Annotated in this window: 26 protein-coding genes; 16 read left to right on the top strand and 10 right to left on the bottom strand. The window is 70.6% G+C overall.

From position 1 onward, the window contains the following. Positions 1–17 precede the first annotated feature (17 nt). Positions 18–1,208, bottom strand: a complete 1,191-nt coding sequence (dusB, locus tag AOK11_RS04140) for a tRNA dihydrouridine synthase DusB (RefSeq protein ID WP_055592245.1) — start codon at positions 1,206–1,208, stop codon at positions 18–20. Between the two features lie 78 nt (positions 1,209–1,286). Here dusB and AOK11_RS04135 point away from each other — a divergent pair, with 78 nt between their 5' ends. Together AOK11_RS04135 and AOK11_RS04130 are read left to right on the top strand one after the other, a co-directional pair. Beyond that, positions 1,287–2,732, top strand: a complete 1,446-nt coding sequence (locus AOK11_RS04135) for an MFS transporter (RefSeq protein ID WP_055592252.1) — start codon at positions 1,287–1,289, stop codon at positions 2,730–2,732. A gap of 186 nt (positions 2,733–2,918) precedes the next feature. Continuing rightward, positions 2,919–3,125, top strand: coding sequence for a hypothetical protein (locus AOK11_RS04130; RefSeq protein ID WP_055592244.1), 207 nt, complete (start codon positions 2,919–2,921; stop codon positions 3,123–3,125). 100 nt (positions 3,126–3,225) lie between these two features. Here AOK11_RS04130 and AOK11_RS04125 read toward each other — a convergent pair whose 3' ends face one another. Further along, entirely contained in the window at positions 3,226–4,608 is a 1,383-nt protein-coding gene (locus AOK11_RS04125) for a glycine--tRNA ligase (protein ID WP_055592243.1), read from the bottom strand. A gap of 184 nt (positions 4,609–4,792) precedes the next feature. Between AOK11_RS04125 and AOK11_RS04120 the strand changes: the two genes are divergently transcribed. The 4 genes from AOK11_RS04120 (at position 4,793) to AOK11_RS04105 (ending at position 8,037) form a co-directional block, all read left to right on the top strand. Continuing rightward, positions 4,793–5,782, top strand: a complete 990-nt coding sequence (locus AOK11_RS04120; RefSeq protein WP_055592242.1) for a metal ABC transporter substrate-binding protein — start codon at positions 4,793–4,795, stop codon at positions 5,780–5,782. A 55-nt stretch (positions 5,783–5,837) separates the two neighbouring features. Further along, complete coding sequence (locus AOK11_RS04115) at positions 5,838–6,641, top strand: metal ABC transporter ATP-binding protein (RefSeq protein ID WP_055592241.1); 804 nt, start codon at positions 5,838–5,840, stop codon at positions 6,639–6,641. Positions 6,642–6,647: 6 nt separating this feature from the next. Next, positions 6,648–7,550, top strand: a complete 903-nt coding sequence (locus AOK11_RS04110; RefSeq protein ID WP_055592251.1) for a metal ABC transporter permease — start codon at positions 6,648–6,650, stop codon at positions 7,548–7,550. 64 nt (positions 7,551–7,614) lie between these two features. Then, positions 7,615–8,037 carry a Fur family transcriptional regulator gene (locus AOK11_RS04105; protein ID WP_055592240.1) on the top strand — a complete coding sequence of 141 codons (423 nt, stop codon included), beginning with the start codon at positions 7,615–7,617 and terminating at the stop codon, positions 8,035–8,037. 67 nt (positions 8,038–8,104) lie between these two features. Here the strand turns inward: AOK11_RS04105 and AOK11_RS04100 are convergent, their stop codons facing one another. From AOK11_RS04100 to AOK11_RS04090, 4 genes are all read right to left on the bottom strand, one after another. After that, entirely contained in the window at positions 8,105–8,941 is an 837-nt protein-coding gene (locus AOK11_RS04100; RefSeq protein ID WP_055592239.1) for an isoprenyl transferase, read from the bottom strand. Between the two features lie 34 nt (positions 8,942–8,975). Continuing rightward, complete coding sequence (recO, locus tag AOK11_RS04095) at positions 8,976–9,722, bottom strand: DNA repair protein RecO (protein WP_055592238.1); 747 nt, start codon at positions 9,720–9,722, stop codon at positions 8,976–8,978. Then, positions 9,670–10,188 carry a hypothetical protein gene (locus AOK11_RS42675; RefSeq protein WP_157869280.1) on the bottom strand — a complete coding sequence of 173 codons (519 nt, stop codon included), beginning with the start codon at positions 10,186–10,188 and terminating at the stop codon, positions 9,670–9,672. The genes recO and AOK11_RS42675 overlap by 53 nt, the downstream gene beginning before the upstream one ends. A 220-nt stretch (positions 10,189–10,408) precedes the next feature. Next, the gene (locus AOK11_RS04090; RefSeq protein WP_055592237.1) at positions 10,409–11,146 is read right to left on the bottom strand and encodes a GntR family transcriptional regulator; all 738 of its coding nucleotides are present in this window, start codon (positions 11,144–11,146) and stop codon (positions 10,409–10,411) included. A 286-nt stretch (positions 11,147–11,432) separates the two neighbouring features. On the opposite strand from AOK11_RS04090, the gene AOK11_RS04085 reads away from it, so the two are divergent. From AOK11_RS04085 to AOK11_RS04055, 7 genes are all read left to right on the top strand, one after another. After that, positions 11,433–12,545, top strand: coding sequence for an ABC transporter substrate-binding protein (locus AOK11_RS04085; protein WP_055592236.1), 1,113 nt, complete (start codon positions 11,433–11,435; stop codon positions 12,543–12,545). Positions 12,546–12,574: 29 nt separating this feature from the next. Beyond that, positions 12,575–14,221, top strand: a complete 1,647-nt coding sequence (locus AOK11_RS04080) for a sugar ABC transporter ATP-binding protein (RefSeq protein WP_079034618.1) — start codon at positions 12,575–12,577, stop codon at positions 14,219–14,221. Then, positions 14,214–15,173 carry an ABC transporter permease gene (locus tag AOK11_RS04075; protein ID WP_055592235.1) on the top strand — a complete coding sequence of 320 codons (960 nt, stop codon included), beginning with the start codon at positions 14,214–14,216 and terminating at the stop codon, positions 15,171–15,173. The genes AOK11_RS04080 and AOK11_RS04075 overlap by 8 nt, the downstream gene beginning before the upstream one ends. Next, positions 15,170–16,195 carry an ABC transporter permease gene (locus tag AOK11_RS04070; RefSeq protein WP_055592234.1) on the top strand — a complete coding sequence of 342 codons (1,026 nt, stop codon included), beginning with the start codon at positions 15,170–15,172 and terminating at the stop codon, positions 16,193–16,195. Before AOK11_RS04075 ends, AOK11_RS04070 begins: the two co-directional genes overlap by 4 nt. Then, positions 16,188–17,069 (top strand): 3-hydroxy-5-phosphonooxypentane-2,4-dione thiolase, encoded by an 882-nt coding sequence (gene lsrF, locus AOK11_RS04065; RefSeq protein ID WP_055592233.1) that lies wholly within the window; start codon positions 16,188–16,190, stop codon positions 17,067–17,069. Before AOK11_RS04070 ends, lsrF begins: the two co-directional genes overlap by 8 nt. A 64-nt stretch (positions 17,070–17,133) precedes the next feature. Then, the gene (locus AOK11_RS04060) at positions 17,134–18,789 is read left to right on the top strand and encodes a glycerol-3-phosphate dehydrogenase/oxidase (RefSeq protein ID WP_055592232.1); all 1,656 of its coding nucleotides are present in this window, start codon (positions 17,134–17,136) and stop codon (positions 18,787–18,789) included. Next, entirely contained in the window at positions 18,786–20,300 is a 1,515-nt protein-coding gene (locus AOK11_RS04055) for an FGGY-family carbohydrate kinase (protein ID WP_055592231.1), read from the top strand. Before AOK11_RS04060 ends, AOK11_RS04055 begins: the two co-directional genes overlap by 4 nt. 106 nt (positions 20,301–20,406) lie before the next feature. Here AOK11_RS04055 and AOK11_RS04050 read toward each other — a convergent pair whose 3' ends face one another. From AOK11_RS04050 to AOK11_RS39085, 4 genes are all read right to left on the bottom strand, one after another. Beyond that, positions 20,407–22,479 carry a glycoside hydrolase family 3 protein gene (locus AOK11_RS04050; protein ID WP_055592230.1) on the bottom strand — a complete coding sequence of 691 codons (2,073 nt, stop codon included), beginning with the start codon at positions 22,477–22,479 and terminating at the stop codon, positions 20,407–20,409. A gap of 96 nt (positions 22,480–22,575) precedes the next feature. Further along, positions 22,576–23,580, bottom strand: a complete 1,005-nt coding sequence (locus tag AOK11_RS04045) for a LacI family DNA-binding transcriptional regulator (protein ID WP_055592229.1) — start codon at positions 23,578–23,580, stop codon at positions 22,576–22,578. A gap of 268 nt (positions 23,581–23,848) precedes the next feature. Continuing rightward, complete coding sequence (locus AOK11_RS04040; RefSeq protein ID WP_055592228.1) at positions 23,849–24,064, bottom strand: hypothetical protein; 216 nt, start codon at positions 24,062–24,064, stop codon at positions 23,849–23,851. Further along, positions 24,061–24,279 (bottom strand): hypothetical protein, encoded by a 219-nt coding sequence (locus tag AOK11_RS39085; protein WP_079034620.1) that lies wholly within the window; start codon positions 24,277–24,279, stop codon positions 24,061–24,063. The genes AOK11_RS04040 and AOK11_RS39085 overlap by 4 nt, the downstream gene beginning before the upstream one ends. Positions 24,280–24,405: 126 nt before the next feature. Here AOK11_RS39085 and AOK11_RS04035 point away from each other — a divergent pair, with 126 nt between their 5' ends. The 3 genes from AOK11_RS04035 (at position 24,406) to AOK11_RS04025 (ending at position 26,123) form a co-directional block, all read left to right on the top strand. After that, the gene (locus tag AOK11_RS04035; RefSeq protein ID WP_055592227.1) at positions 24,406–25,239 is read left to right on the top strand and encodes a helix-turn-helix domain-containing protein; all 834 of its coding nucleotides are present in this window, start codon (positions 24,406–24,408) and stop codon (positions 25,237–25,239) included. Further along, the gene (locus AOK11_RS04030) at positions 25,221–25,514 is read left to right on the top strand and encodes a DUF397 domain-containing protein (protein ID WP_055592226.1); all 294 of its coding nucleotides are present in this window, start codon (positions 25,221–25,223) and stop codon (positions 25,512–25,514) included. The genes AOK11_RS04035 and AOK11_RS04030 overlap by 19 nt, the downstream gene beginning before the upstream one ends. Before the next feature lie 324 nt (positions 25,515–25,838). Continuing rightward, on the top strand, positions 25,839–26,123 hold the full coding sequence (locus tag AOK11_RS04025) for a hypothetical protein (protein ID WP_055592250.1): 285 nt from the start codon (positions 25,839–25,841) through the stop codon (positions 26,121–26,123). The last annotated feature ends 65 nt before the right edge of the window (positions 26,124–26,188 follow it).

Raw genomic sequence — 26,188 nt, 5'->3', positions numbered from 1 at the left:
CCCCGGACCGGACCGGCTCAGCCGCCGGACGTGTCGAGTTCGGCGTCCTCGCCGACGCCCGCGCACTCGTACGGGTCCTTCAGCCAACCGTCCGGCAGCGCCACCCGGTTGTTGCCGGACGTACGGCCGCGGGGGCCGTCGGCGCCGGTCGGCCAGGGCTGGTCCAGGTCCAGTTCGTCCAGCCCGGCCCGCAGCGTCTCGAGGGACGAGGTGATCGCGAGCCGCTTGCGCATCTCGGAGCCGACCGCGAAGCCCTTCAGGTACCAGGCGACGTGCTTGCGGAAGTCGATCACTCCGCGGGCCTCGTCGCCGATCCACTCGCCGAGCAGGGTGGCGTGCCGGACCATGACGTCGGCGACCTCGCGCAGCGTGGGCCGGAGGAAGTCGTCCCGGCCCTCGAAGGAGGCGACCAGGTCGGCGAACAGCCACGGCCGGCCCAGGCAGCCGCGCCCCACCACGACCCCGTCGCAGCCGGTCTCGCGCACCATCCGCAGCGCGTCGTCGGCGGACCAGATGTCGCCGTTGCCGAGCACGGGGATCTCCGGCACGTGCTCCTTGAGCCGGGCGATGGCGTCCCAGTCGGCGGTGCCGCCGTAGTGCTGGGCGGTGGTGCGGCCGTGCAGGGCGACGGCGCTCACCCCCTCTTCCACGGCGATGCGGCCGGCGTCCAGGTAGGTCAGGTGGTCGTCGTCGATGCCCTTGCGCATCTTGATCGTGACCGGCAGGTCCCCGGCTCCGGCGACCGCCTCGCGCAGGATGGAGCGCAGCAGGTTCCGCTTGTAGGGCAGGGCCGAGCCGCCGCCCTTGCGGGTCACCTTCGGTACCGGGCAGCCGAAGTTGAGGTCGATGTGGTCGGCGAGGTCCTCCTCGACGATCATGCGGACCGCCTTGCCCACGGTCACCGGGTCGACGCCGTACAGCTGGATCGAGCGCGGCGTCTCGCTCGCGTCGAAGTGGATCAACTGCATGGTCTTCTCGTTGCGTTCGACCAGCGCCCGGGTGGTGATCATCTCGCTGACGAACAGCCCCTTGCCGCCGCTGAACTCCCTGCAGAGCGTGCGGAAGGGGGCGTTGGTGATCCCGGCCATGGGGGCCAGCACGACGGGCGGCCGGACCGCGTACGGGCCGATCGTCAGGTCCGACGGGGCCGGTGCCGGGGCGGGGTCCGGAGCCGTGGCCGGGTTCGGGGTGGAGGGGGGCGTGGACATTCCCCCATTGTCGCGCATACCGAGCACGCACAGGTCATTAGTTAGCCGCACTATTGAACCGCGCGTACGATGGCGTGCATGTCCGAGCTCAGCCCGCGCCGACGTCTCCTCGTACTCGCGATCTGCTGCATGAGCCTGCTCCTCGTGAGCCTGGACAACACGGTCCTGAACGTCGCCCTGCCGTCGCTCCAGAGGGATCTGGACGCGAGCACCTCGGGCCTGCAGTGGACCATCGACGCGTACACCCTCGTCCTGGCGTCGCTGCTCATGCTCGCCGGCTCCACGGCCGACCGGATCGGCCGCAGACGGGTCTTCACGGCGGGCCTGGTCGTCTTCACCCTCGGTTCGCTGCTGTGCTCGCTCGCGCCGAACCTGGAGGCGCTGGTCGCCTTCCGCATGGTGCAGGCGGTGGGCGGTTCGATGCTCAACCCGGTCGCCATGTCGATCATCACCAACACCTTCACCGACCCGCGCGAGCGCGCCCGCGCGATCGGCGCGTGGGGCGCGGTCGTCGGCCTGTCGATGGCGGCGGGACCCCTGGTCGGGGGCCTGCTGGTGGACTCCGTCGGGTGGCGCTCCATCTTCTGGATCAACCTGCCGGTGGGCCTCGCCGCCCTCGTCCTCACCCTGCGCTTCGTCCCGGAGTCCCGGGCGCCGAAGGCCCGCCGCGCCGACCCGGTGGGCCAGTTGCTGGTCATCGCCCTGTTCGGCTCGCTGACGTACGCGATCATCGAGGCACCGCACGCGTCGCTCTCCACCACGGTCCCCTTCGGCGCCGTCGCGCTCGCGTCGCTGGTCGCCCTGCTCCGCTACGAGTCCCGGCGTCACGAACCCCTCATCGACCTGCGCTTCTTCCGCTCGGCGCCGTTCAGCGGGGCCACCGTGATCGCGGTGAGCGCGTTCGCCTCGCTCGGCGGGTTCCTGTTCCTGTCGACGCTCTACCTGCAGAACGTACGGGGCCTGAGCGCCCTGGAGGCCGGGCTGTGGATGCTCCCCATGGCCCTCCCGACGTTCCTGTGCGCCCCGCTCTCCGGCCGGCTGGTCGGCAACCGGGGACCCCGGCTTCCGCTGCTGATCGCGGGCGGCGCGATGACGGCGGCCGGGCTCCTCTTCGCCCTCTTCGAGGCCGAGACGTCCAACGCCACACTGGCCGTCGGGTACGTCCTGTTCGGCGTCGGCTTCGGCTTCGTCAACGCGCCCATCACCAACACCGCCGTCTCCGGCATGCCCCGCGCCCAGGCCGGGGTGGCCTCGGCGGTGGCCTCCACCAGCCGGCAGCTGGGCCAGGCGCTCGGCGTCGCGGTGATCGGCGCGGTGCTGGCGGCCGGGGTGGACTCCTCGTCGTACGCGGAGAGCTTCACGGAGGCCTCGCGGCCCGGCTGGTGGATCCTCACCGCGTGCGGACTCGCGGTGCTGGTGGTGGGCGCGGCGACCTCGGGCCGCTGGGCCCGCGCGACCGCGCGGCGGACGGCCGAGCGGCTGGAGTCGGCGGAGATCCGCGAGGTGGCCGGAGCGGACGCCTGAGCACACGGCCCCCGTGTGGAGGCGCGCGCTCGCGCGTCACCGGGCGCCCCCTCCCGTACGGGCCGGGTCTCCACCGAATTCGCCCGCGGAGAGCCCCCGTTGATGTTGTTCTTGCCGCAGACTCCTTGTCGTCCCCGATCGGGGGCGACAGGTACCGCGACGACGACCACGGATGCCGGAGGCCTCATGCCCCAGATCGACACGAGCAAGGTCAGCCGCTGGGACCAGCACGGCCGGGAACACGTCGTACGGGTCCGGCGCACCGGTGTGCAGCGCACGATCAGCTGCGAGACCTGCGACTGGCGCCGACGCGCCCAGTTCCTGCCCTGGCTGAAGGCGCAGGAACATCTGGTGGAGGCCCACCAGGCGACGGTGGACCCCACGGAGAGATGAGCCGCCCCGGACGGCGCGGGAAGCGCTGTCCGGGGCGGCTCGACGAAGTCGACGGTGTCAGGGTCCGTCCGGCGGATCACGCCGGACCGGGCCTACGGCGTCAGCAGCCGACCAGGCGGCTCGCCAGGTAGCCCTCGATCTGGTCGAGGGAGACCCGCTCCTGCTTCATGGTGTCGCGCTCGCGCACGGTCACCGCGTTGTCCTCGAGCGTGTCGAAGTCGACCGTGACGCAGAACGGCGTACCGATCTCGTCCTGGCGGCGGTAGCGGCGGCCGATGGCGCCGGCGTCGTCGAACTCGATGTTCCAGTTCTGCCGCAGCGCCTGGGCGAGGCCCTTGGCCTTCGGCGACAGCTCCGGGTTGCGGGAGAGCGGGAGCACCGCGACCTTCACCGGGGCCAGGCGCGGGTCGAGACGCAGCACCGTGCGCTTCTCCAGCTTGCCCTTGGCGTTGGGCGCCTCGTCCTCGACGTAGGCGTCGATCAGGAAGGCGAGCATCGCCCGGCCGAGACCGGCCGCCGGCTCGATGACGTACGGCGTCCAGCGCTCGCCGGCCTCCTGGTCGAAGTAGGAGAGGTCCTGGCCGGAGGCCTTGGAGTGGGCGCCGAGGTCGTAGTCGGTGCGGTTGGCGACGCCCTCGAGCTCGCCCCACTCGCTGCCGCCGAACTGGAAGCGGTACTCGATGTCAGCGGTGCGCTTGGAGTAGTGGGAGAGCTTCTCCTTCGGGTGGTCGTACCACCGCATGTTCTCCTCGCGCATGCCGAGGCCGGTGTACCAGTTCCAGCGCTGCTCCATCCAGTACTCCTGCCACTGCTCGTCCTCGCCCGGCTTGACGAAGAACTCCATCTCCATCTGCTCGAACTCGCGGGTGCGGAAGATGAAGTTGCCGGGCGTGATCTCGTTGCGGAAGGACTTGCCGATCTGGGCGATGCCGAACGGCGGCTTGCGGCGCGAGGTGGTCTGCACCTGGGCGAAGTTGGTGAAGATGCCCTGGGCGGTCTCGGGGCGCAGGTAGGCGACGGAGCCGGAGTCCTGCGTCGGGCCGAGGTGGGTGGAGAGCAGGCCCGAGAACTGCTTGGGCTCGGTGAACTGGCCCTTGTTGCCGCAGTTGGGGCAGTTGATGTCGGCGAGGCCGTTCTCCGGGGCGCGGCCCTTCTTCTCCTCGTACGCCTCTTCCAGGTGGTCCGCGCGGAACCGCTTGTGACAGGCGGTGCATTCGGTGAGCGGGTCCGAGAAGGTGGCGACGTGACCGGAGGCGACCCACACCTCGGGGGCCAGGATCACCGACGAGTCGATCCCCACGACGTCCTCACGCGACGTCACCATGTAGCGCCACCACTGACGCTTGAGGTTCTCCTTGAGCTCGACACCCAACGGCCCGTAGTCCCAGGCGGCACGCTGGCCGCCGTAGATCTCACTGCAGGGGAATACGAAGCCTCGGCGCTTGCTCAGGCTGACGATGGTGTCGATCTTGTCGGCGGCCACGGTGCTCTCTTCATTACGACGACGGGCGACGAAGCGAGATTGCTTCCAGCGAAGCACTCAGGCTACCGGCGGGCCCCGCCCCCCGACCAATTCGGGGCCCTCACCAAGGGCCCGGGGTTCTCCGGCGCGGGCCCTCCACCCCCCTTGTTGACAACGGTTTCCATATTAGTTGAAAATGGGAGTCATGAACGTACGACGACGCCTCATACCCGCGAGCGCGGTGACCGCGGTCACCGCGCTCGCCCTGGGCACCCTGTCCGCCTGCTCCTCCGACAGCGCCGCCGCGGGCAACACCGGGAAGTTCGACGTCGTCGCCTCCTTCTACCCGATGGCGTTCCTGGCCGAGCAGATCGGCGGCGACCACGTGAACGTCACCAGCCTGACCCAGCCCGGCCAGGAGCCGCACGACCTGGAGATCAGCGCCAAACAGACCGCGCAGCTCGAGGAGACCGACGCGGCGCTCTACCTCAAGGGCCTGCAGCCCAACGTCGACGAGGCCATCGGCCAGTCCGGGGTGAAGACGAAGATCGACGCGGCCACCCTGACCACCCTGGAGACGCACGGCGCCGAGGACGGGCACGGTCACGGGGACGAGGACCACGCCCACGAGGACGAGGGCGGGCACGAGGGCCACAGCCACGATACCGAGGGCGGCAAGGACCCCCACGTCTGGCTCGACCCGGTCAAGTACGCCGAGGTCGCCGAGGGCGTCGGCAAGGCCTTCGAGAAGGCCGACCCCGACCACGCCGCCGACTACCGGAAGAACACCGACACCCTCGTCGGCAAGCTGAACGAGCTGGACACCACGCTCGAGGCGGGCCTGAAGGACCGGAAGACCGACGTCTTCATCACCACCCACGCCTCCTTCGGCTACTTCGCCGAGCGCTACGGCCTGACCGAGGAGGCCATCAACGGCCTCGACCCCGAGTCCGAGCCCAGCGCGGCCCGCGTGAAGGAGCTCACCGAGACGGCCGGGGCCGACGGCGTGACCACCGTCTTCTACGAGACACTGGTGAGCGACGACACCGCGAAGACGGTCGCCAAGGACGCCGGACTGAAGACGGACGTCCTCGACCCGCTCGAGGGCATCACCGACAGCTCCCGCGGCGCCGACTACTTCGAGGTCATGGAGTCCAACCTGAAGGCCCTGCAGACGGCTCTGGGATCCGCATGACCGGCCGCACGACCGGCCGCCCGGCCGGCCGACCGACCCACCGGAAGGCGGCAGCATGACGACGAACACCGAGCCCGCCATATCGACGCCGAGGACCGAGCCCGTCATATCCCTGCGCGGCGTCCACGCCGAGCTGGGCTCGCGCCCCGTGCTGCGCGGCATCGACCTCACCGTGCGCCGCGGCGAGGTCGTCGCCCTGCTCGGCGCCAACGGCTCCGGCAAGTCGACGACCGTGCGCAGCGTCATCGGCCAGGTGCCGGCCGGCACCGGCGAGATCGAGCTGTTCGGCACCCCGCAGCGCCGCTTCCGTGACTGGGCGCGCGTGGGATACGTCCCGCAGCGCACCACGGCCGCGGGCGGCGTGCCCGCCACCCTGACCGAGGTGGTCGCCTCCGGCCGTCTCTCCCGCACCCGCTTCGGTATGTTCCGCAAGGCCGACCGCGAGGCCGTACGCCGCGCGCTGGACCTCGTCGGCATGGCGGACCGGGCGAAGGACTCCGTGGACGCGCTCTCCGGCGGCCAGCACCAGCGGGTGCTGATCGCCCGCGCGCTCGCCGCCGAACCCGAGCTGCTGATCCTGGACGAGCCGATGGCGGGCGTCGACCTGGCCAGCCAGGAGGTGCTCGCGCGGATACTGCGCCAGCAGGTCGACCGGGGCACCACCGTCCTGCTCGTGCTGCACGAGCTGGGCCCGCTGGAGCCCCTGATCGACCGGGCGGTCGTCCTGCGCGACGGCTGCGTGATGCACGACGGCCCGCCCCCCAAGGCCGTCGGCCAGCACGCGCTGCCCGGCCACGACCACGTACACCCGCACGCACCGGCGGGCGCCGAACCGATCCGCACGGGACTGCTGAGCTGATTGCTGATGGACCTCCTGAACTACGCCTTCATGCAGCGGGCCCTGCTGGCGGCCGTCCTGGTCGGCATCACCGCCCCCGCGGTCGGCATCTACCTCGTCCAGCGCCGCCAGGCCCTCATGGGCGACGGCATCGGGCACGTCGCGATGACCGGCGTCGGCCTCGGCTTCCTGCTCTCCTGGTCGCCGGTGTGGATGGCGACCCTGGTCTCCGTCCTCGGCGCCGTCCTGATGGAACTGATCCGCTGGTACGGCAAGGCCCGCGGTGACATCGCCCTCGCGATGCTGTTCTACGGCGGTATGGCGGGCGGCGTGATGTTCATCAACCTCGCCCCGACCGGCTCCAACGCGAACCTCACCTCGTACCTGTTCGGCTCCCTGTCGACGGTCTCCGAGTCCGACGTGACGGCCATCTGCCTGCTGGCCGCGTTCGTGGTGCTGGTCACCGTCGGTCTGCGCCGCCAGCTGTTCGCGGTCAGCCAGGACGAGGAGTTCGCGCGGGTCACGGGCCTGCCGGTGCGGTTCCTGAACCTGCTCACCGCGGTCACGGCGGCGGTCACCGTCACCGTCGCGATGCGCGTGGTGGGCCTGCTGCTGGTGAGCGCGCTCATGGTCGTGCCCGTGGCCGCCGCCCAGGCGCTCAGCCGCAGTTTCGCCGCCACCTTCGCCATCGCCGTCGCGATCGGCGTGAGCGTGACCATCGGCGGCACGGTCACCTCGTACTACCAGGACGTGCCGCCCGGGGCGACGATCGTGCTGCTGACGATCGCCGCGTTCATCGCGCTGACCGTCCTGGCCACCCCGCTGGCCCGCCGCCGCGCCCGCGCGCTGGCCGCCGCGCAACCCGTGCCGGACCCGGCCGAGTGCGCCGTACCGGCCGGCCGGAAGCCGACCGGCGAGGCCGGCGTCTGACCGCCTCCTGTCCGGCCTGGCACAATGGCCGCGGCAGAGCAGAGGCAGACCGAGGAGGAAACCGGTGACCACCGCTGGACCGCCCGTGAAGGGCCGCGCCACCAGGCAGCGGGCCGCTGTGGCGGCTGCGCTCCAGGACGTCGACGAGTTCCGCAGCGCGCAGGAGCTGCACGACGTGCTCAAGCACAAGGGCGACTCGGTGGGGCTCACCACGGTCTACCGCACCTTGCAGTCCCTCGCCGACGCCGGCGAGGTGGACGTGCTGCGCACGGCCGACGGCGAGTCCGTCTACCGCCGCTGCTCCACCGGCGACCATCACCACCACCTGGTCTGCCGCAACTGCGGCAAGGCGGTCGAGGTCGAGGGCCCGGCCGTGGAGACCTGGGCGGAGGCCATCGCCGCCGAGCACGGCTACGTCAACGTGGCCCACACCGTGGAGATCTTCGGGACCTGCGCGGAGTGCGCGGCGGCGGCGAGCGGCAGCTGAGACCCCGGACACGGAGAGGGGCGCGGAGGTGATCTCCGCGCCCCTCTCCGTGTTCACGCCCGCTCCCTCACTGTTCCTGCCTGCCCTCCATGGCGAGCAGTTCCTCGTTCGGGATCGCGCCGCCGAAGCGGCGGTCGCGGGAGGCGAATTCGAGGCACGCGCGCCACAGGTCCCGGCGGTCGAAGTCCGGCCACAGGACGTCCTGGAAGACCATCTCCGCGTAGGCGCTCTGCCACAGCAGGTAGTTGGACGTGCGCTGCTCACCGCTCGGCCGCAGGAACAGGTCCACGTCCGGCATGTCCGGGTAGTACATGTAGTTCTGCAGCGTCTTCTCGTTGACCTTCGCCGGGTCGAGACGCCCCGCCTTCACGTCCTCGGCCAGCGCCTGCGCCGCGTCGGCGATCTCGGCGCGGCCGCCGTAGTTCATGCAGAAGTACAGGGTGAGCCGGTCGTTGTCCTTGGTCTGCTCCTGCGCGACCTGGAGTTCCTTGGCGACCGACTTCCACAGCTTGGGCATCCGCCCCACCCAGCGCACCCGCACGCCCAGCTCGTCGAGCTCGTCGCGGGACTTGCTGATGAAGTCGCGGTTGAAGTTCATCAGGAAGCGCACCTCGTCCGGCGAGCGCTTCCAGTTCTCGGTGGAGAAGGCGTACAGCGAGATGGCGCCGACGCCCATCTCGATCCCGCCCTGGAGCACGTCCAGCACGCGCTCGGCGCCGACCTTGTGGCCCTCGGTGCGCGGCAGGCCCCGCTCCTTGGCCCAGCGGCCGTTGCCGTCCATCACGATCGCCACGTGCTTGGGGACCAGCTCACTGGGAAACTTCGGAGGCCGCGCGCCGGAGGGGTGCGGTACCGGCGTCTTGTACTCCCTGCGCTGACGCCCCAGGAACCCGCGTACGGCCATGTGCTTCTCGTCTCCTCGTGCTGACGTGTCGTGATTATTTTTCGACGTACCGCAGGGAGCGCAACCCGCGCTCCAGGTGCCAGTGGAGGTACGCGGACACCAGCCCGCTCCCCTCCCGGACGTACCGCGCCTCGGACGCGTCCGCCGTCTCCCAGTCTCCCGCGAGCAGCGCGCCGAGCAGTTCCAGGGCCTGCGGCGAGGGCACGACGCTGCCGGGCACCCGGCAGTCGGCGCAGACGGAACCGCCGGAGGCGACCGAGAAGAACCGGTTCGGTCCGGGCAGCCCGCACTTCGCGCAGTCGCCGAAGGTCGGGGCGTAGCCGTTGACGGCGAGGGAGCGCAGCAGGAACGCGTCGAGGACGAGATGCGGTGCGTGCTCGCCGCGGGCGAGGGTCCGCAGGGCGCCGACGAGCAGCAGATACTGCTGGACGGCCGGCTCGCCCTCGTGGTCGGTGAACCGCTCGGCGGTCTCCAGCATGGCCGTTCCGGCGGTGTAGCGGGCGTAGTCGGTGACGATCCCGCCGCCGTACGGCGCGATGGTCTCGCTCTGCGTGCACAGCGGGAGGCCGCGCCCGATCAGTTCGCTGCCCTTGGAGAAGAACTGCACGTCCACGTGGGAGAACGGTTCGAGGCGTGCGCCGAACTTGGACTTCGTCCGGCGCACGCCCCTCGCCACGGCACGTACGCGCCCGTGACCGCGCGTGAGCAGAGTGATGATCCGGTCCGCTTCACCCAGCTTCTGGGTGCGCAGCACTACGCCGTCGTCGCGGAACAGACTCATGCGTCCATTCTCGCGTACCCGTGGGGCTCCCCTGCCACGCGGTCGGGACCTGGACTCCGCGGGTCACCGTTTCGGTTCTGTGGCCGACGGGTTTACTCGATGCCAGTGTCGCGGTCAGGGCGGGGACGCCGGTCAGCAGCGTGTACCAGCTGCCGACAGCGGCCTCGGCGTCCAGCACGTCCCGGCCGAGATGCCGGGCCAGGGTGGGGGCCCTGTTCGTTCCCGGTGGTGGTCCGGCGCAGGCAGACATGATGCGGCGCTTGGTGGCGGTCACGCCGATCCGCGTGACGGTCTTCTCGCGGATCACGCAGCGACGTCCGCCGGCCACCGCGGTGAGTTTGTCGAGATCCGCGGCCGCCCCGGCCGGGCGCCTGTCCCGGGCCGCCTGTCGGCCTGCGTCGTTCGCGGTGGAGTGGACCAGGATCTGCAGGTCGTGGCCGCCGTGCGCCTCGGTCTTGCCGGGCATGTGCTGCGCGTCCCGATCGCAACGGTGTCCGACATGAGGGACGTGCTCCAGCCCTGGTACGTCGTCACGACATACACCGCCACCTCCTCCACCCAGCCGTCCGCCTTCCTCGGAAGTCGGCTGTCCGTCATGAGACGTGAACCGATGGACTCGATGCCGTACTGGTCGCGCACGACCGTGAGGAGGCACGCCGTCTCCTCCGCGACCGACCCCGGGGCGGTCAGCGAATGCCGACGTAGAAACGGGTTTGGTCGCTGCGATGCAGCGCACGATAGGCCTCGAAGCGGGTCCGGTCGGACAGCCATGCCACGGACTCGATACCGAGGAGCGGGGTGGAGGTGGAGACCTCCAACAGAGCGGCGTCCTGCTCGTCGGGGAAGACCGCCTCGATCCACCGGTCTGCGCCGGAGGGTTCGAGACCGTAGCGCCGACGCAGTACGTCGTAGAGCGACTGGTTCTCCAGGACAGCCTTCTCCAGGCCGAGTGCCAGGCGCGCGGGGATGGCAGCATCCACGAGCAGCCAGGGCTGACCGTCGACCCGCCTCAGCCTGCGCACCCGCACGACCTGCTCCCCGGGGGGGATGCGCAGGAGCGAGGCCTCCCGCTCGTCCGCCTCGCCCAGCTCCTGGCAGAGCGTCTGTGTGGTGACACGGCGCCCGGACTCGCGCAGATCGTCGGCGGATCCGGAGACCGACCCGACGAACCGCAGCTCGGTCTTGCGGGGGGACACGAAGGCTCCGCGTCCTTTGACCTTGTAGATCAGCCGCTGCTGCACCAGTTCACGCAGCGCTTCCCTGACCACGGTCCGTGAGACGCCGTAGAGGTCGGTGAGCTCAGCCTCGGAGGGCAGCGGCTGGTCCGGCCCGAGCCGCCCACTCTCGATCTGGGCCCGCAGCACCGTCATCAGTTGCATCCACAGCGGTTCGCCGGCGTCGCGGCTCAAGGTCTCGTGCGTCATCGTCAGATCTGCCTCCTCGGCAGTGGTGAGGGCATGTCTTTCCAAGCGTGCCAACAAATCAACCTGTCATGACAGATGGGCAATCGACATGATGCCCCGCCACGCACCTCACCTGCTGACACTCACTCTATAAGTGATCTAGATCACATTACCTACTCCGCTCTGGCCAACCTGTCATCACAGACCTGTAATGACATCACTCATCGAGCCGCGGCCGGGGACGGACCCTCGAACCGCCGCATCCTCATCCTCACCTTCACCGTCAGGCTCGCTCCCAGGAGGCATCATGCGCATCCCCTCGACCTCGTGGCGCCGCATCGCGGCCGCTGCCTCACTCGCTACGGTGACCTTCCTGACCTCGGCGTGCGGTACAGGCACCGGATCGAACGGCGATGCTGCCGGGTCCGCCGCCAAGGGCGGCGACAAGCCGTTCATCGCCCTGAGCAACGGCTTCATCGGCAACGGATGGCGCCAGACCATGGTCGCCGCGTTCGAAGACGCCGCGAAGCAGGCCCAGGCAGACGGCCTGATCGGCAAGTACAAGGCCATCAACGCCCCCGGCGACAATTCGGCGACGGAGCAGATCGCCCAGATCAAGAGCCTGCTGCTGCAGAAGCCCGACGCGCTGCTCATCGACCCCTCCTCGCCCACTGCCCTCAAACCGGTCATCCAGCAGGCGTGCAACGCCGGCGTCAAGGTGGTCGTCTTCGATTCCGCGATCGACGCGCCCTGCGCCCACGTCATCCAGAACAGCTTCACCGACTGGGCCACCCACGCGGCCAAGCCTCTCCTCGAAGGCATCGGCGGCAAGGGCAACGTCATCGTCAGCCGCGGCGTGGTGGGTTCCCAGCCCGAGGCCGAGATGCACAAGACCACGCAGAAGATCCTCACCGACTACCCGTCGGTGAAGACCGCCGCGACGGTCACCGGTATGTGCGACGGCGCCACCGCGCAGAAGGCCGTCCTCGGAGTGCTCTCCAGCGTGCCGAAGGTCGACGGCGTCATCGGCTGCGGCGACGGTTACGGCGTCGCCCAGGCCTTCACCTCTGCGGGCAAGGACGTCCCGGCCGTCACCTTCGAGACCAACGGCCGCGCGCTGAATTACTGGAAGGACAAGAAGATCGACAACGGGTCGGTCGCCGTCATGTCCGACCCCGGTCAGTCGGTGGCCGCCATGTGGGCGGCACTCGACCTGCTCGACGGCAAGAAGGTCCCCAAGCACATGACCCTGCCCATCGTCCTGGTGGAGCAGAAGGACCGCGACGCCTGGGCCTCCGTGCTCAAGCCCGACCAGTACGCGGCCTGGCCGTGGACGCGCGACCTCTTCCGTCAGCAGGTGGAAGCGGCCGAGAACGGCGGCGAGCCGGTCCAGCCGCCCGTCCCGACGGCTGCTGACTGACCGGACGACACATCAGGAGCGAGGCAGGCATGGACGTCGACAAGTTGCCGGCGGGACCGCACGCGGTCCCGCCGGGGGAGGGCCGATCCCCCTCCACCGCAGTGCCCGTGATCGTCGCCACGAACGTGAGCAAGACGTACGGCCGCACCCACGCCCTCGCCGGCACGAACCTCACGGTCCACGCAGGCGAAGTGCTCGGCCTGGTCGGCCACAACGGCGCGGGCAAGAGCACCCTCATGCGGGTCCTCGCCGGTCTCGAGGGCTGCGACGAGGGCGCGGTCACCGTGCTGGGCCGCGAGGTCCCCGCCGGAACACGCCCCCGGGAGCAGGACTTCCGCGGCGTCCGCATGGCGTACCAGGAGACCTCGCTCTGCCCCGACCTCACGGTCGCGGAGAACATCTGGCTCTCCTCGCGCCGCGGCCTCCCCCGGCTGCGGTGGCGGCGGGCCGCCGCCGAGGCGGTGCGGCTGCGGCTCGACGAGATCTTCCCCGGCCACGGCATCTCGCCCCGCGACCGCGTCGAGGATCTCTCGATCGCCCAGCGGCAGATGGCAGAGATCGCCCGCGCCAGCCTGGCCTCGCCGCTGAACCTGCTCATCCTCGACGAGCCCACCGAGTCCCTCGGCCCGGACGCGGCCCAGTCCCTCTACGCCTACGTCCGCACGGTCACCGCCCGGGGTGGCTCGGTCCTGCTCATCTCGCACCGCATTCGCGAGGTCCTCTCCGTAGCCGACCGGGTGGCCGTGATGCGCGATGGCTCCGTCGTCGAGGACCTCCCGGCGCACGGCCTCGGCGAGGACGACGTGCTGCTCCTCATGGGCGCCGAGACCGCGGTGCGCGGCGCGACCGGGGCGAACCCGCCGGCCGCGCCGCGGAACGCTCCCCGCGCCGACACCCCCGTAGTGGCCGAACTGCGCGGGGCCACCGGCGCCGGACTGAACGGCGTCGGCCTGCGGATCGGGAAGGGTGAGGTCGTCGGCCTGGCCGGCCTGGCGGGCCAGGGCCAGCAGCAGGTACTCGAACGCCTGTGGCGCCCGGTACGCCGGGACACCGTGGTCCACGGAACCCGGGCCTACGTCCCGGGCGACCGGCAGCGTTCCGGGGTCCTCCCCCTGTGGACGGTGGCGGAGAACCTCACGATCTCGGCCATGCGCACCATCGCCCGCCACGGAATCCGCCGCCCCGTGCACGAAACCGCCGTGGCCGGGGACTGGGTCCGGCGGCTGTCGATCCGCGGCGGCGCCGACGCCGCAATGGCCGACCTCAGCGGCGGCAACCAGCAGAAGGTAATCGTGGCCCGGGCCTTTGCCTCCGCGGCGGACATGGTGCTGCTCGACGATCCCTTCAGGGGCGTGGACATCCACACCAAGACCGACCTGTACGGACTCATCCGCGCCGAGGCGGCCCAGGGCCGCAGCGTCGTCTGGTACTCCAGTGAGAACGCGGAGATGGCGCACTGCGACCGGGTCTACGTCTTCCGGGCCGGAAAGGTCGTCGCCGAACTGGTCGGCCCGGAGATTTCCGAGGAGCGGATCATCGCCGTCTCCTTCGCCGAAGGAGACCAGCCGCCCCCGGCCGCCGCCCTCGCGTCCGTGCCCACCGAGCCGACCTCCACCCGCTCTGTGGCCGCCCCCGCAGCGGCCGGGAACTCCGCTGGAGAACACCGTCATGACTGATGCCCTCACGTCGGCGCTGCCGACCAGAGCCGGAGTGCGCAGGAGCGCACCGGCAGCTGTCAGCACCATCGCCCTGGCCGCCATGGTCGTCCTCTGCGCGTCCCTCCAGCCGGACGTCCTGACCGTCCCCGGCTTCTCCCTCGTCCTGTCCGTGGCCGTCCCCCTGATCTTCGCGGCCCAGGCCCAGATGATCCTCATGTCCATCGGGGACATCGACCTTGGCATAGGCTCCTTCGTCGGCCTGGTCACCGTCATCGCCGCGACCGAACTGGTTTCCTCCCCGCTGCTCGGCACGCTGATCCTGTTCGCCCTCATCGCCGGCTACGCCGTCCTGGGCGCGCTCATCCACCTGCGCCGGGTCCCCGCACTCATTGCGACACTGGGTGCTTCCTTCGTCTGGCTGGGCCTCGGACTGTTCGTCCTGCCCACCCCCGGCGGCACCACCCCGGAGTGGCTGGCCTCCTTCGGCGCCTGGCAGCCCACGAGCTTCCCCGCCCCCCTGCTGCCGATCCTCGCCGTCGCCCTGCTCGTGTACCTCATGAGCGCCCGCAGCACCCTGGGCGTCCGCATCCGCGCCCTGGGCAGCAACCCCACGGCTCTCGAACGCGCCGGGCTGAGCCCGCTGTCCTCCCGGGTCGCCGCCTACACGGCCGCCGGCGCCCTCGGCGTGCTGTCCGGCCTTCTCCTCTCTTCCCAGACAGGCGGCGGAGACGTCTCCTCGGCCTCCAGCTACACCCTGATCACCGTCGCGGCGGTGATCCTCGGTGGCGGTTCGTTCCGCGGCGGCAGCGCCGTGCCGTGGGGCGTCGCCATCGGCGGGATGGCCCTCGGCCTGGTCAGCGTGACCCTCAGCCTCCTCGACGTGGCGACGAACCTCCAGTCGGCTGTCCAGGGCGGCATCGTCCTGGCCGTCCTCGCCGGCCGGGCCCTGATCGGAAGGGTGCTGCGATGAACACTCCCCGTAACCTGCTCTCGCGCCCCTGGATCTGGGGGTTCGTGGCAGCCCTGCTCGTCTGGGCCGTCATCATGGCGGTCTCCGGCCAGGGCGGCGGCCAAACGGTCTCCCTGGCACTCTCCCTCGCCCCCTACCTCGTCCTCGTCGGCCTCGGCCAGATGCTCGTCGTCACCGCCGGCCCCGGCAACATAGACGTATCCGTCGGACCGGTCATCTCGCTCGCCGGATTCGTCTCCGTCGGCACCTCCTCCGCCACCGGCTCGGTCGTCCTCGGCATTCTCGCCGGCCTCGCCGCCGGCCTCGTCGTCGCAGCCGTCAGCTCGGTCGCGATTCTCGGACTCTCCGTCCCCCCGATCATCGCCACCCTGGCGTCCGGACTGGTGGCCTCCTCCGCCACCCTGGTCATCGCCGACGGCTTCACCGCCCTGCCCGACCCCGGCCTGCGCAACCTGCTCAACCTGCGCCCACTGGGTGTCCCGCTGCTGGCCATCGTTGTCGCAGCCCTGACCGTCCTGGCGGTCCTGCTTCTGCGCGGCACCACCTACGGTCGGTCCCTCACCGCGATCGGCCAGAACACGCGCGCCGCCGAGCGTGCCGGCCTTCCCGTCGTCCGGATCACCGCCCTCACCTACCTGGCGAGCGGCGCCCTGGCCGGACTGGCCGGCTCCCTGCTCGCCACCTACATCGCCCCCACGCCCGACCTCGGCACCCGCTACCTGCTCGACTCGATCGCGGTGGTCGTCATCGGCGGCACGCTCATCTCCGGCGGCCGCGCGGTACCCGCCGGCGTCTGGGGCGGAGCGCTCTTCTTCATCCTGCTGGACGGCCTGGTCAACCTCGTCGGCTGGAGCACCGCCGCACAGAACCTCCTCAAGGGCTGCCTCGTCCTCTTCGTCCTTTTCCTCGCGGGCGGCGGAAGCCGCCGACCCGGCGCTGCACCCGTCCGCCCCACACGTCGGCCGTCCACCACGGCCGCACTCCCCACTCCCGCCAATACAGGAGGAACCACCCATGGCTGACACCGACGGCCTGCTCGAGGCCCGCGACTTCACCGGGCCCGCCGCCACCGCCGGCGCCTTCCACGTCAAGGGCGCGCAGGCCCAGGACTGGGGCTTGCAGAACCGGCTCTCCCGCATCTTCCGCCGCGACACCGGCCGCACCGTGATGCTGGCCTTCGACCACGGCTACTTCCTCGGCCCGATGGCCGGCCTGGAACGCCTCGACACCGGCATCGCCCCGCTCGTCCCCGACGCGGACGCGATCATGATGACCCGCGGCGCGCTGCGCACCAGCATCCCCCCGCACACCGACGCGGGCATCGTCCTGCGCGCCAGCGGCGGACCCAGCGTCCTGCGCGACCTCTCCGACGAGCACATCGCCCTGGACATCGAGGACGCGGTCCGGCTCAACGCAGCCGCCCTCGCCATCCAGGTCTTCATCGGCTCCGAGAACGAGTCCCGCTCGGTGCGCAACCTCGCCGCCCTGGTGGACGCCGGCCAGCGTCACGGCGTCGCCGTCCTCGGTGTCACCGCGGTCGGCAAGGACATGGTCCGGGACGCCAGGTACTTCCGCCTCGCCACTCGCATCAGCGCCGAGATGGGCGCGCACGTCGTCAAGACCTACTACGTCGAGGAGGGTTTCGAGACCGTCACGGCCAGCTGCCCGGTGCCGATCATCGTGGCCGGCGGCAAGAAGCTGCCCGAACTGGACGCCCTCACCATGGCCCACCGCTCCATCCAGGAGGGTGCCGCCGGCGTCGACATGGGCCGGAACATCTTCCAGAGCGAGCACCCTGCCGCCATGCTCGCCGCCGTCCGGGCCGTCGTGCACGACGATGCCAAGCCCGAGGAGGCCTACGAGCTGTTCCGGGACCGCGCCGCCGCGTCCGCCTGACCCTGCACGAGCGCCGGTCCCGGCTCCGCCTACCGGGACCGGCGCCCCACCTCCGGGAGCCCCCATGTCGCACCACCAGTCCGGCGAGGATGTCGTCGACCTCGCCGTCGTCGGAGCCGGAATCAACGGGCTGGCCATCGCCCGCGACGCCGCCGCCCGCGGCCTGCGCGTCGTCGTCGTGGACCGTGCCGACGCCGGATCCGGCACCTCGGCCACCTCCAGCAGGCTCATCCACGGCGGCCTCAAGTACCTCGAACGCTACGACTTCACACTGGTCCACGAATCCGTCCGGGAACGGCATCTGCTCTTCCGCAACGCCCCGCACCTCGTCCGTGACTACCCCATGCTCATCCCGTTCTACGCCGGGAACAGCAGGCCGGGCCCCCTCCTCCGGCTCGGTGTCGCCGTCTTCGACGCCATGGCCGCCGGCCGAGGCCGTGGTCGCGGTCGCGGCGTCTCCAACCGCCGGATAGCCATGCGCTGGCCGCATCTGGAGCAGAAGGGCCTGCGCGGCGGCGTACTCTTCAACGACGCCCAGGTTCCCTGGGCCGAGCGGCTCTGTATCGAACTACTCCTCGATGCCCGCCACCTCGGCGCCCGGATCCTCACCCACACCACCGTCACCGGGCTCCTCCGCTCCGGGGACCGCGTCACCGGCATCAGGACCCGCGAGAACCGCTCCGGCCACGAGCGGGAGATCCGCGCCCACCTCACCGTGAACGCCGCCGGCCCGTGGATCGACCGCGTCCTCGACGGCCAGATCGTCTCCAAGCGGCTCAACGGTGGCACCAAGGGCAGCCATCTCATCGTCGACCCGTTCCCCGGAGCCCCCAGCACCTGCATCTTCTTCGAGGCCGCCGCCGACCGGCGCCCGATCTTCGTCTTCCCCTGGGAAGGCCGCTACATGCTGGGCAGCACGGACCTGACCTATGAGGGTGACCTCGACGAGGTCGTCACCGATCAGTCGGAGATCGACTACCTGCTCGCCGAGACCAACCGGATCTTCCCCGGCGCCGGCCTCACCCCTGACGACGTGGTCTACACCGTGGCCGGCGTCCGTCCGCTGCCCTACGCCGCCGACGTCACGGACAACGCCAAGATCAGCCGGGGCCACACCGTCCTCGACCACGGTCCCGCCCACCCCGGCCTGCTCTCCATCATCGGCGGGAAGCTCACAACCCACCGGGCACTTGCCGAGGATGTCACCGATGCCGCTCTGAAGGCCCTCGGCCGCGCGCCTCGCCGCTGCACCACCCGCACCCGCCCGCTGCCCGGCGCCGACACCTCCGACTACGCGGCGTTCCGCGAGGAGTTCGTGCACGGCTCTCCTCTCTCCGCCGCGCAGCGCGGCCGGCTGCTCGACATCTACGGCGTGCGGGCCCGGCGCGTGCTCGCCCTCGCCGAGGAGGATCCCGCCCTCCTCGACGTCGTCGACGAGGAGTCCGGCGCTGTCGCCGCCGAGGTGGTTCTCGCCGTCAACGAGGAGGGAGCCGCCACCCTGGGCGACATCCTGCTCCGGCGTACCCTCATCGGACTGGGAAGCGACATGGGGCGTGGCGCGGCCCCTCGCTGCGCCCGCATCGCCGCCCCCCACCTGGGCTGGGACGAGCACCGCATCCAGGAGGAGATCGCCGCCTACGACGAGGAGCTGCGGCCCTTCCGCCCCCGCTCCCTGCGGACCCCGGCAGCCCCCGAGTCCCAGGAGAGGAGCATGTTGTGAGTACCTGCTACATAGGCGTCGACGTCGGACTCACCGCCTCGAAGGCCGCCGCGTTCGACACGGAGGGCCGCGAACTCCACGTCGTCACCGCCAGGACACCACGCACCTGCGTCACCCCCCACCGCCACGATGTGGACATGGAAGCCCTCGCGGACACTGTGCTCTCACTTCTGGGCGAGCTCGCGGCGAAGCTCGCAGCCGACGGTCGGACCCCCGCCGGTATCGGCGTGGCCGCGCACGGCAACGGTCTCTACCCCGTCGACGTCGGCCTGCGGCCCGTCGGCCCCGCCATCGCCTCCTCCGACAGCAGGGCCCAGCGGATCGTGGACGCCCTCGCTCCCGAGGACTCCGCCCGGCTGGCCGCGGAGACCGGGTCCATCCCCTGGGCCGCCCAACCCGCCGTTCTGCTCCGCTGGCTGCACGATCACGAGCCGGAGGCATACCGGGCCACCCGGTGGGTGCTGTCCTGCAAGGACTGGGTGACCTCCCAGCTCACCGGCATCGCCAGCGCTGACTACAGTGACGCGAGCGCCTTCGGCATGGTCGCTCTCGACAGCCGTCGTTACACCGCCACCACTCTGGAGCTGGTCGGCCTGCCCGCCGACGACCTGCGCCGCTTCCCCCCCTTGCGGCCCTCCGGCGAGGTGGTCGCCGGGCTGACGCCACAGGCCGCCGCCCGCACCGGCCTGCCCGAGGGGCTGCCGGTCATCGCAGGAGCCATGGACTGCGTGGCCGGGACGCTGGGTGCCGGCGGCTGCGACCTCGGCGACGTCACCGTCATCGTGGGCACCTGGGCGATCAACGGCGTCATCGTCCCCGCAGGCACCCCTGCGCCCAAGGTGACCCTCAGCGCCCTGATGCCGGATCCCACCAGGATGCTCGCCATGGAGGTCGCCCCGACATCGGCCGCCAATCTGGACTGGCTCGCCTCCGCCGCAGTCCCCCACGGTGCGCCTGGCGGAGTACCGCCGGCGGACCTGCTGCGGGAAGCCGCCACGGTCCCGCCGGGCGCGGACGGCCTGGTCTTCCTGCCGTTCGTCAACGGCGCGCCTGAGCACCCCGCGGCCTCGGGCACCTTCCTCGGCATCTCCGGCATGCACCGCCGCGGCCACCTCGGCCGCGCTGTCATCGAGGGCATCGCCCAGTACCATCGCGTCCAGGTCGAACGAGTCCTGGTGAGCGGCGCCGAGATCGGCCACCGCCCGTGGCGTATCGCCGGAGGCGGCGCGCGCTCCGAACTCTGGGCGCAGGTCTTTGCCGATGTGCTGGGCCACCCGGTCCGCCGCCAACTGACCAGCGAGCTGGGCGCCCGCGGCGTCGCCTCCCTGCTGCCCGCCGCCGTGGGCCACGACATCGCGCCGTGGTCGGTGGACGATACCGACGACCTCTGCGTCAGCCCCGGGCCCGACCGCGCGGTCTACCTCCGCCAGGCCGAGCTCTTCAACCGGTGCCTCGCCTCCGTGGCGACCGCCTGGACGGATGTCGAGCAGTACCGGACCACCACCGGGTAGCGCCCTGGCTCCCTCCTCCGCCGGCCGGCGGAGGAGGGAGCCACCGACCGGACGCCAGGGGAGACGGGTTGCCGGAGCGGTGGCACTCCGGCAACCCGTCGGGCAATCACTCGTAGCTCAGGCCGAAGCCGTAGGCGTAGGTGTCGCCCGCCGCGTTCTCGTACGCGTAGTCGTAGCCCTCGTCGTAGCTGGGCACGTCCGAGGCGTTGCGCTCCACCGCCGCCAGGTCGGCCGGGATGCCGAACGGCAGCTTGCCGGACGGGTCGAAGCGTCCCCGGATCACGTCGAGGGCGGCCTCGTGCGTGGTGTGGAAGGTGGCCAGGACCGCGTCGGCGCCCGGCTCGATCTCGTGGATCAGCCACGGGTTGACCATGTTGACGTTGAGGACGACGGTGTCGATCTGCTTCTGGAGGGCCAGGATGCGCTCGGAGTCGATGCCGGTGTCGGAGTCCTTCCGCAGTTCGATGGACGGCCCGTCGTCCTCCGTGTCGTCCTCGCTCCAGGCCAGGCTGGGCGCCACGTGGAGGTAGGCGTGGGTGGCGTCCGCCGGGTCGTCGACCAGCGTGAGGGCCGGGTCGTACTCGCTGATCAGCTTGCGCAGTGCCGTGGTCTGCGTGTCGGAGTCCCGCTCCTGGAAGACCTCGACGTAGAGCTTGACGGCACCGGCCTGCCGGTCGGTGAGGGGGAGCACGGACCGGCCGCCACGCCGCTCGTCGTTGCGCAGCAGCACGACGGACTTGCGGTGCGCCTCGTCCGCCCTGGCCTGCGAGGCGGGGTCGTCGGCGATGCGCTGCGCGCGGTCCGGGTCGGTGTAGGGGTCCTCGAACAGGCCGAGGTCGAACATCTCGGTGAGCAGGTAGGTCACGGAGCGGTCGATCTGCTTCTTCGTCACGAGCCGGGTCTCGATCGCCTCGATCAGCGGGGCCACGTCGGATCCGCCGGAGAAGAGGTTCGTGCCGGCGTGGATCGCCTTGGCGTACTGCTCGGCCTCGGTGAGGTGCTCGACGCCCCAGGCCCGGTTGCCGATGACGCCGGTGTCGGAGTTGATGTAGCCGTCGAAGCCCATCCCGTCGCGCACCAGGTCCTGGAGGATCGGCTTGTTGAAGGCGAAGCCGACCTCCTCGAACTGCTGTTTCTCGGTGTACCAGAGCTTCTTCGGCAGCTGGGGCGCGCTGCCGTCGTTCTCCGGGCGGGCGTAGTACGGCATGACCGACGTCGAGCCGGCGTCGATCGCGGCTTGCATGGGCGGCAGGTGGTACTTCGCCAGGCTGCCCGCGGTCGGGTACTCGTTGGTCTGGCCCCAGGGGTGGTGCGGGTCCTTGCCCTCGACCCGGGGGCCGCCGCCGGGGGCGTGCTTGGTGGTCTGCGCGACGCTGTGCGGGCCGAGCTCCTTGCCCTGGAAGCCCTTCACCACCGCGCTGATCATGTCCGCCGCGAGCCGCGGGTTCTCGCCGAACGTGCCGTCGGTCCGCGTCCAGCGCGGCTCGGTGGCGATGTCGGCCATGTACATGTAGCCCTTCTGGATGCCGACGGCGCGCCATTCCCTGGCGGCGGTCCGAGCGAAGTCCCGGACGATCCGCGGGTCGCGGGTGGCGGCCAGACCCAGTTCGCCGGGCCAGGTGGAGAGCTGCCCGCCGGCCTCGGCGTGACCGATGGTGCGGCTGGGGTTCACATGGTTGCGGGGGTTGGACGTCATCACGACCGGGATGCCGAGCCGTGAGGCTTCTGCGAGCTCCTGGAACTCGTTGTTGCGCCGCGCGAGGTCCTTCGGCTCGGGATCGTCGCGCACGATGAAGTAGCGCAGGTGGTCCTCGTCGAGCCCGGTGCGGCTCGTGGTGTCGTCGAAGGTGGAGATGAGCATCGTCCCCGCCTTCTCCTCGGTGGTCATCCGCCCGACGAGATCGTGGGCGCGCAGCTTCGAGGGCAGGCGCCAGTTCTCGTACGGGTCCAGGCGGCCGTTGTCGTTGAGGTCCCGGAACCGGTCGCCGCCCCGGGTGAGGAGGTCCTTGACCCGGGATTCGACGGACGGCTTCCCGCCCTTCCCCGCCCCTCCGTGGCTTCCGGCGTTCCCGGCGGCGGCGGTGCCGTGCGGGACGACCGCCAGTGGGAGGACGGCGGCCAGGGCCAGCCCCAGCCTCCGGGCGGTTCCGACATTCCGGGCATGCGGCGACGAACGCATCGTTGAACTCCTTGCCATGGGGTGATGAGTGCTGCCGGTCACGACCGCGGCGGCTGCTCGTACGCGGTCGGGGCGGGGGCCTGCTTCTTGCGGGGCCTACTTCTTCTCGGGCGTGCTGCCGGGGGCGCTGCCGGTGGAGTCGCGTACGACGAGGTGGACGGGCAGCTCGCGGCGGTGGGCCGCCGGCTGCTCCGGGCCCCGCAGGCGGTCGAGCATCAGGTCGACCGCGGCCCGTCCCACCGCCTGCGCCGGGACCTGGACCGTGGTCAGGGCGGGGTGGGCCATGCCCGCCATCGGGATGCCGTCGATGCCGACGACGCTCAGCTCCCCGGGGATGCGGACGCCCCGGGCGTGCAGCCGCGCCAACAGGCCCAGGGCCATGGTGTCGTTGTACGCGACCGCGGCGGTGGCCCCGGAGGCGAGGACCAGGTCGGCCGCCGCCACGCCGCCGTCGTAGTACGGCGGGAACCACCCCACCTCCGCGAGTTCCAGCCCCAGCCGCTCCGTCGCGGCGCGCAGGCCCGCCGCGCGCCGACGGTTCGACCACGACGCGGCCGGGCCGCCGACCCAGACGAGCCGGCGGTGCCCGAGCGCCGCCAGATGCTCGACGATCTGCCGCGTGCCGTCCGCGTCGTCCACGGTGACCGCGGGGATCCCCTCCACCCTGCGGAACACCGTGACCAGTTCGGTCCCGGCGGCCAGTTGCGACAACTGCGCCTCGTCCGCCCGGGGTGCGCACAGGATGACGCCGTCGACCTGCTGGGCCAGCGCGCGGACCAGGTCCCGTTCCGCCGCGGCGTTCTCGTCGGTGTCGGCGATGAACACCGCGTAGTCCGTCTCGCGGCCCCGTGCCTGGATCGCCTTGATCACGCTGGGGAAGATCGGGTTGAGCAGGTCGGGCACGACCAGCCCCACGTTGCCCGTACGGCCCGTGATCAGGCCGCGTGCGGCCCGGTTGGGGGCGTAGCCCAGGCGGGCGGCCACGGCGCGCACACGCTCCCGCGTCGCCGGCGTGACCAGCTCCGACATGCCCAGCGCACGGGACACGGTGGCCGGCGAGACCCCCGCGGCCTTCGCCACGTCCCGGATCGTTGTTGGCACTTGACCCTCCGATCTGCGTGGGAGGAGTCTGAAATCCTTTGTGGATCCGGGTCAACACATGTGCCGTAGAAATTTCATACAACTGTGCAGCGCTGCGAGTTTCCCCAGGTCAACGCGTTCTCATTGAACCGGTCAGGCCAACTCCGAAGCGATGAAAAGCTTTTCATCATGTTTCATTTGTTTCATCGCCCGGCGCACACCCGCGGGGGCGGGGTCCGACGCACACCGGACCCCACGGACGGACATGCGCCGGCAGGCCCTGCCTACGTCAAGGCAGCTCCCCCCGACTGCGCGCGTTGGCGTACGCGGTCGCCGCGCGCAGCCGCTCGGCGGGCGTCGCCCGGCGCACCTCGACCGGCTCGGCGTCCCACTCCCGGCCGCCGCCGTACGGCCTCAGCTGGATGTAGGGCCCCTCATGCCCCATCACGATGCCGATCCTCTCGGTCCGGGTGTCCACGACGTACACGCCGACCGGCGGCTTCATCGCGCTGCCACGGCCATCACGGCCGCGAGCCGCCGTGCGGTCTCCACGGAACATCGCCCCAGGTCGACGAGCGGACAGGGCGCCTCCCGCGCAAGACTCACCGGGTCCAGCCCCAGTGACGGCAGAGCAATTCCGGTCTTCGCGAGTAACGCCCGCAATTCTTTCACCACGTCCTCCGCTTCTTCGACGCAGAGCGTCGAGTGCCGTTCCTTCACCCTGGTCCCCTTCTCTTCGGCTTTCACGCTTCCCGTCCTTAAGGTGCCCTCCGGAACCTACACTCGGAAGAGTTTTGCACTCTACAAGTAACGTGCTGCACAAAGCGGTTGGGAAAGGGGCCGGCAATGGCCAACGGTTCACGCCAAGCGGCATGGGAGTTCTTCGGCACGGAACTGAGGCGACGCCGGGAGGAGTCGGGGTTCACGCAGGTGGAGCTGGGGGCGCGGGTGTTCGTGTCGGGGGGCTACATCGGCCAATTCGAACAGGCTATTCGGAAACCTCAATTGGACGTGGCCCAGCGGATCGACGAGACACTCCAAACCGACGGTATTTTCGAGCGACTGTGCAGGAAGCTGATCGACGACCGCCGGTATGCGGATTATTTCGCCAAGGCGGCGGAGCTGGAGACGCTGGCAACGAAGATCTGCGAGTTCGCTCCGGCGCTGATTCCCGGACTGCTGCAGACACCGGCCTATGCGCGGGCGGTCACGCTGGCCATGAACCCCTTCGCGCCGGAGGAGTCGGTCGACGAAAAGGTATCGGGACGCATCGAACGAGGACGGCTCCTCAAGGACGCCACACGGCCGGTCTACTGGGCGATCCTGCACGAGAACGTGCTGCGCATCCCGGTGGGGGGACCGGGGGTCATGGCGGAGCAACTGGAGCACGTCGCGGAGCTCGCGCGCGAGCGGTCGGTGTTGGTGCAGGTGCTGCCGTACACAGCTGGGCCGTACGCCGTCATGACCGGCTCACTCAAGCTCATGGAGTTCGAGGACGCTCCACCAACCGCCTATACAGAAGCCGTGTATTCGGGGAACCTGTTGGACGATCCGGCCGTGGTACTACGAGCCCAATCGGCATACGATCTGCTGAGGGCGGATGCACTGCCACCGGAGGCTTCCCTGACCCTCATCGAATCCGCGGCGGAGGACCTCAGACGATGCGCGAGTACGACCTGAGCAAGGCACGCTGGCGCAAGAGCAGCCACAGCGACGGCAACGGCGGAGACTGCGTCGAGGTCGCGTACGACTTCCCCGACGCCGCCCGCTGGCGCAAGAGCACGTACAGCGGCGGCGACGGCGGAGAGGCATGCGTCACGGTCGCCGACGGAGTCCCCGGCATCGTCCCCGTCCGGGACAGCAAAATGACCGCCGGTCCCGTGCTGGTGGTCGGCGCGGCGGCCTGGACGGAGTTCATAGGTGCCGTCGGCCGCGGGTGCGCCGACCGGGGGTAACCGCTCGCAGGAACACGTCCGGTGCGTGCGGTCCGGGTGTACAACCTGCGATGATGCTGCGCGGTTGTGCGGTTGCGGAGTGTTTCACGCCTTGGTGGGTATATGGAGGGAAGCGTACGAATATGGGGCAGCCGTTCATGCTGCGGGGTGCTCCCGCAGCCACCCCAACTCCTCCCAACTCCCGCTTTTACGCTGAGCGGTTGGTCCGACCGGAGGATGACCTGGCTATGACGCCGTTGGCGTGACGTTTCGGCGGGGCTGTTCCCGTGGCAGGCTCCAAGGCGGTCTCCTGTGAGGTAGAACCGCAATTCTTTGGAGACCGACGTGACCGCCACCTCGTACGAGTACGGCCCCCACCACACCTACGTCGACCCGTACGCCTTCGACGGGAGCGCCTACGGCGACTTCCCGATCGCGCCGCCGCACCCGCCGGAGCGGCTGGACATCGCCATCGACCCGCAGGACCGGCGCCGGCTGGAACTCCACGCGGCCCTGACCGCCGCCGGGATCCCGCCGCTCCCCGAGGACCGTGAGGCCATCGACAGGCTCAGCGCCCTACCCGGCAACATCAACGACACGATCCAGCGCTGGCTGCAGCACGCGCTGTGAGCGCGACGCCGCCGTACGGGACGGCCTGAGCAACGCGCCGCGCGCTCTCAGGCCGTCGCCGACAC

The sequence above is a fragment of the Streptomyces hirsutus genome, from assembly GCF_001418415.1.
Lineage (GTDB): Bacteria > Actinomycetota > Actinomycetes > Streptomycetales > Streptomycetaceae > Streptomyces > Streptomyces hirsutus.
The sequence above is the reverse complement of the archived record's forward strand: the minus strand, read 5'-3'. Positions and strand labels throughout refer to the sequence as shown.

Bases quoted from the DNA above. Each gene is read 5' to 3' on its own strand.
- dusB (WP_055592245.1), bottom strand. From the start codon at position 1,208: ATGTCCACGCCCCCCTCCACCCCGAACCCGGCCACGGCTCCGGACCCC.
- AOK11_RS04135 (WP_055592252.1), top strand. From the start codon at position 1,287: ATGTCCGAGCTCAGCCCGCGCCGACGTCTCCTCGTACTCGCGATCTGC.
- AOK11_RS04130 (WP_055592244.1), top strand. From the start codon at position 2,919: ATGCCCCAGATCGACACGAGCAAGGTCAGCCGCTGGGACCAGCACGGC.
- AOK11_RS04120 (WP_055592242.1), top strand. From the start codon at position 4,793: ATGAACGTACGACGACGCCTCATACCCGCGAGCGCGGTGACCGCGGTC.
- AOK11_RS04115 (WP_055592241.1), top strand. From the start codon at position 5,838: ATGACGACGAACACCGAGCCCGCCATATCGACGCCGAGGACCGAGCCC.
- AOK11_RS04110 (WP_055592251.1), top strand. From the start codon at position 6,648: ATGGACCTCCTGAACTACGCCTTCATGCAGCGGGCCCTGCTGGCGGCC.
- AOK11_RS04100 (WP_055592239.1), bottom strand. From the start codon at position 8,941: ATGGCCGTACGCGGGTTCCTGGGGCGTCAGCGCAGGGAGTACAAGACG.
- recO (WP_055592238.1), bottom strand. From the start codon at position 9,722: ATGAGTCTGTTCCGCGACGACGGCGTAGTGCTGCGCACCCAGAAGCTG.
- AOK11_RS42675 (WP_157869280.1), bottom strand. From the start codon at position 10,188: ATGCCCGGCAAGACCGAGGCGCACGGCGGCCACGACCTGCAGATCCTG.
- AOK11_RS04090 (WP_055592237.1), bottom strand. From the start codon at position 11,146: ATGACGCACGAGACCTTGAGCCGCGACGCCGGCGAACCGCTGTGGATG.
- AOK11_RS04085 (WP_055592236.1), top strand. From the start codon at position 11,433: ATGCGCATCCCCTCGACCTCGTGGCGCCGCATCGCGGCCGCTGCCTCA.
- AOK11_RS04080 (WP_079034618.1), top strand. From the start codon at position 12,575: ATGGACGTCGACAAGTTGCCGGCGGGACCGCACGCGGTCCCGCCGGGG.
- AOK11_RS04075 (WP_055592235.1), top strand. From the start codon at position 14,214: ATGACTGATGCCCTCACGTCGGCGCTGCCGACCAGAGCCGGAGTGCGC.
- AOK11_RS04070 (WP_055592234.1), top strand. From the start codon at position 15,170: ATGAACACTCCCCGTAACCTGCTCTCGCGCCCCTGGATCTGGGGGTTC.
- lsrF (WP_055592233.1), top strand. From the start codon at position 16,188: ATGGCTGACACCGACGGCCTGCTCGAGGCCCGCGACTTCACCGGGCCC.
- AOK11_RS04060 (WP_055592232.1), top strand. From the start codon at position 17,134: ATGTCGCACCACCAGTCCGGCGAGGATGTCGTCGACCTCGCCGTCGTC.
- AOK11_RS04050 (WP_055592230.1), bottom strand. From the start codon at position 22,479: ATGCGTTCGTCGCCGCATGCCCGGAATGTCGGAACCGCCCGGAGGCTG.
- AOK11_RS04040 (WP_055592228.1), bottom strand. From the start codon at position 24,064: ATGAAGCCGCCGGTCGGCGTGTACGTCGTGGACACCCGGACCGAGAGG.
- AOK11_RS04035 (WP_055592227.1), top strand. From the start codon at position 24,406: ATGGCCAACGGTTCACGCCAAGCGGCATGGGAGTTCTTCGGCACGGAA.
- AOK11_RS04030 (WP_055592226.1), top strand. From the start codon at position 25,221: ATGCGCGAGTACGACCTGAGCAAGGCACGCTGGCGCAAGAGCAGCCAC.